The 3,143-nt window shown below is 50.9% G+C and carries 3 protein-coding genes and 1 pseudogene; all 4 read left to right on the top strand.

All coding sequences use genetic code 11. From position 1 onward, the window contains the following. Positions 1-368 (top strand): annotated as a pseudogene (locus tag GOU96_RS17160) (DUF58 domain-containing protein); the annotation flags it as partial. Next, positions 365-853 carry a DUF4381 domain-containing protein gene (locus GOU96_RS17155; protein WP_000665196.1) on the top strand — a complete coding sequence of 163 codons (489 nt, stop codon included), beginning with the start codon at positions 365-367 and terminating at the stop codon, positions 851-853. The pseudogene GOU96_RS17160 and the gene GOU96_RS17155, both read left to right, overlap by 4 nt. 16 nt (positions 854-869) lie before the next feature. Beyond that, positions 870-1,796 (top strand): vWA domain-containing protein, encoded by a 927-nt coding sequence (locus tag GOU96_RS17150; protein ID WP_371311724.1) that lies wholly within the window; start codon positions 870-872, stop codon positions 1,794-1,796. Between the two features lies 1 nt (position 1,797). Then, a partial coding sequence (locus GOU96_RS17145; protein ID WP_324702040.1) for a VWA domain-containing protein occupies positions 1,798-3,143 on the top strand: 1,346 nt, incomplete at its 3' end.

Here is a 3,143-nt window from a genome sequence, read left to right as displayed (position 1 = left end):
GTACCCTTAACCGTTTGTGCCCAAAAGGCAGCGAAGTGGTGCTGATCAGCGATTTTGTCGATTTGGATACCGAGCAACACGCGCTATCGCTGCGTCAACTCTGTCGCCATAATCGCGTGCGGCTGGTACAGATTCATGATCCTTTAGAGCAAGGAGACACCTCATTTCGTGGTATTGAGCAAGTACAAAATAACCAAGAGACGCGCTGGCTCAACTTTTCGATAAATAGTACGCGGGCAGGTATCAAAAAAGCCTTTGAAACTCAAAAAGAAAAACTAAAATCACTCTGTCTATTATTGGAAATGGACTACCGCTCAGTTTCAAGCGGGATACCTTTGCTGCAACAATTATCGGACCATAAGAAATGAAGGAATCGTCAACCACATCACTGGATCTCAACGGCCTACATCTGCCTGAACTCCCTAGCTGGTTTCCATTGGCTTGGGGATGGTGGGCAAGTTTAGCCGGCATTCTTATCGTGATGCTTATTATCGGATTGGCAGTGCGTTGGCATCGCCGTCGGCTGGCCCCTAAAAAAACCGCATTACGCCTTTTGAGTTTGACAGTGACTCCGCAAACGCCCTCTTCTGCTATTGAATTGGTTCGTCAGGCGGCACTGTGCTACTACCCTCGCGAGGAGATTGCGCATTTAACCGGTAAAGATTGGTACGCCTTTTTAGATGCCCAAGTGGGCCATCCACTCTTCGTACCCAACGAAACCTTGTGGCAGCAAGCCTTATACCAGAAACAAAAAGTGAACAATGCTGATGAGCTGGTTCACCACTGTTATCACTGGGTAGAAAGCGCCTTGCCGCCGAAAAAGCGGAGAAAATCAGGCATTGGCAAGTTTTGAGTTTATTTGGTGGTGGATGCTGTTTTTTCTACCACTGCCTTGGGTTATCTATTTTTTTACTCCAGCCCTCAAACCTCGGGCGGCGATTAAGCTGCCCTACCTTCCCAGCACATCAGGTTCACGCCCCGCGACTTGGCTTCCTCGATTACTCGCGGTTGGTGTATGGTTTTTGCTGCTCACCGCGGCGGCAAGACCCGTGTGGTACGGAGATCCTATCAGCACCAGTACGTCACATCGCGACCTAATGCTGGTGGTCGACCTCTCCTACTCGATGAGTCAAGAGGATATGCAGTCCGGCCAGCAGATGGTGGATAGGTTAACTGCAGTCAAACAGGTATTGTCTGAATTCATCGCTAAGCGCGAAGGCGATCGCATCGGACTGATCCTATTTGCCGATCACGCCTATCTGCAAACGCCTTTGACGTTGGATAGACAAACCGTCGCTAACCAACTTAATCAAGCGGTACTTAAACTTATCGGCACTCAAACCGCGATTGGTGAAGGGATTGGACTCGCGACCAAAACCTTTATCGACAGTAATGCGCCGCAACGCGTGATGATTTTGCTCAGTGATGGCAGCAATACCGCGGGAGTGCTTGACCCGCTTGAAGCCGCCGACATCGCCAAACAGTACCACACCACGATTTATACCGTCGGCGTCGGTGCAGGTGAAATGGTGGTCAAAGATTTTCTGTTCAGTCGTAAGGTGAATACCGCGCAAGATCTGGATGAAAAGACACTGCAAACCATCGCGACCACCACAGGTGGACACTATTTCCGCGCCCGTAATCAACAAGATTTGCAAAACATCTATGACACCATTAACCAACTGGAGCCAATTAGCCAATCCAATCAAACTTGGCGCCCACAAACCGAGTGGTTTTTCTATCCACTGGGTTTGGCACTGCTGCTCTCGGTCATTTTGGTTATCGTGAGGAGATAACATGTCATCGTTGATTTTTCTCTACCCACACTGGTTAGGGTTGTTGATGCCTCTGTTGTTGCTCGCCGCTTGGCGAGGGCTGCGCCAAAACCAACGGGGATTGATTGCCCCTCATCTCGCGCAAGCGTTGGGGATTGAAACTCGCACGCGGCGCTCTTTTGGGGGATTATTAGCACTCAGTTGGATCGTCGCCACCCTTGCGATGGCGGGCCCAAGCTGGCAATCCGCTGAACGTCCGAGTGTGCAAAATAGCGCCGCACGTGTGTTAATTATGGATATGTCACGCTCGATGTACGCAACCGACCTAACGCCAAACCGTTTAACACAGGCGCGTTATAAGGCACTTGACCTCCTAAAAGGTTGGCAAGAAGGCAGCACGGGCTTAGTGGCTTACGCCGCCGATGCTTATGTGGTGAGCCCATTGACGAGTGACAGTGCAACGCTCGCCAATCTGCTGCCGAATCTCTCCCCAGACATCATGCCCTATCAAGGCTCAGATGCCGCTGCCGCAGTGAGTTTAGCGATCACCATGCTCCAGCAATCGGGTCATCAGCAAGGGGATCTGATTCTTATCACCGATGATATGAGTGTGACAGAACGAGAAAAATTGATCTCGTTGTTACAAGGTAGCCCATGGCGTTTGGTGACGCTTGCGGTCGGCACTCCTAGCGGCGCGCCCATCCCTTTAGGGGATGGTAGCCTGCTAAAAGATCGTCAAGGCCAGACCGTGATTGCCAAAACCGCATTTGACCAATTACAGCAGCTCTCACAACGCGTTCAAGGCGTGCTGACTGCGTATCGTGCGGATGGCGCAGATGTGGCGCACATCCTCAGCCTGACTCAGCAGCCGATTGATATTGCCGAATCGACTTCTCGTCAAGCCATCACGGAGCGCGTCAATAACGGTTACTGGTTTGTATTGCCCCTCTTGATCGCCGCTTTATGCCTATTTCGCCGTGGGGTAATTTTCAGCTTACTGCTGCTTTTCGGTGTGAGTTTGCCCAACCAGCAGGCTTGGGCCTCTGCATGGTTAAATCAAGATCAGCAAGCGATGCGCATGTTCAACAATGAGCAATATGCGCAAGCCGCTGAAGCCTTTCGCGATCCACGCTGGCAAGGCGCGGCTCGTTACTATGCCAAAGATTACCAAGGAGCCATTGACGCCTATTCGCAAATCGCTAACCCTGATACTGCCACGCAGTACAATCTCGCCAATGCTTATGCGCAAACAGGAGAGTTACAGAAAGCGCAGGATTTGTACGAACAAGTTCTCAAGCAAGAGCCGAATCATCAAGATGCACGACACAATTTAGACGTGGTCAAAGCTGCACAGCAACAGCAACAGCA

The sequence above is a fragment of the Vibrio sp. R-1 genome (genome assembly GCF_035615595.1).
Lineage (GTDB): Bacteria > Pseudomonadota > Gammaproteobacteria > Enterobacterales > Vibrionaceae > Vibrio > Vibrio cholerae.
The sequence above is the reverse complement of the archived record's forward strand: the minus strand, read 5'-3'. Positions and strand labels throughout refer to the sequence as shown.